At 79.5% G+C, this 552-nt stretch carries 1 pseudogene; it reads right to left on the bottom strand.

The features are described from left to right. Window positions 1-150: 150 nt before the first annotated feature. A pseudogene (locus LPA54_RS35925) lies at window positions 151-552 on the bottom strand (ATP-dependent helicase); the annotation flags it as partial.

The following is a 552-nucleotide window of genomic DNA, read 5'->3' as shown; positions in this document are numbered from 1 at the left end:
GCGCGGTGTACCGCTGCTGGGCGGAGGCGGAGGACGCGCGGCTGCCGTCGTACCCCTCCCCCGAGATCAAGGTGGCCGACCTGACGGCGTTCGCGCTCCAGGCGGCCTGCTGGGGCGATCCTGACGCCTCCGGCCTGGCGCTGCTGGATCCCCCGCCGCCCGGCGCGCCACGTCCTCGTCCACGGCAGCCCCCAGCAGAACACGCGCGTGCCCACGCCCCACGGGCCGGTCGGCCACGGCGACAGCGACCCACTCGGCCCCCCGCAGCGCGGACCCGGCGCCCACCTCGGCCCGCGTCCCACCCACCATCAGATACGACCCGCCGTCCGCCCGAGCCACCCGCTCCGGGAACGCCAGCGCCACCACCAGCCCGACGGCCCGCTCCTCGGCGCCGGGGCCACGGGGCGCCGGGGTCCCGCCGCCCGTGTCAGACCCAGCGGCCGGTATCGCCCCCTCCGCCTCCGACGCCGCCCTCCGCAGCCTCCGGACCTCCGTGCGCCAGCGGGCCGCGTAGCCGTCGCCGCCGCGGCGTGCCGTGCGGAGGGCGGTGGG

This window comes from Streptomyces sp. DH12 (assembly GCF_020873895.1).
In the GTDB taxonomy this organism is placed as follows: Bacteria; Actinomycetota; Actinomycetes; order Streptomycetales; family Streptomycetaceae; genus Streptomyces.
This window is presented reverse-complemented; position numbering and strand designations above follow the sequence as displayed.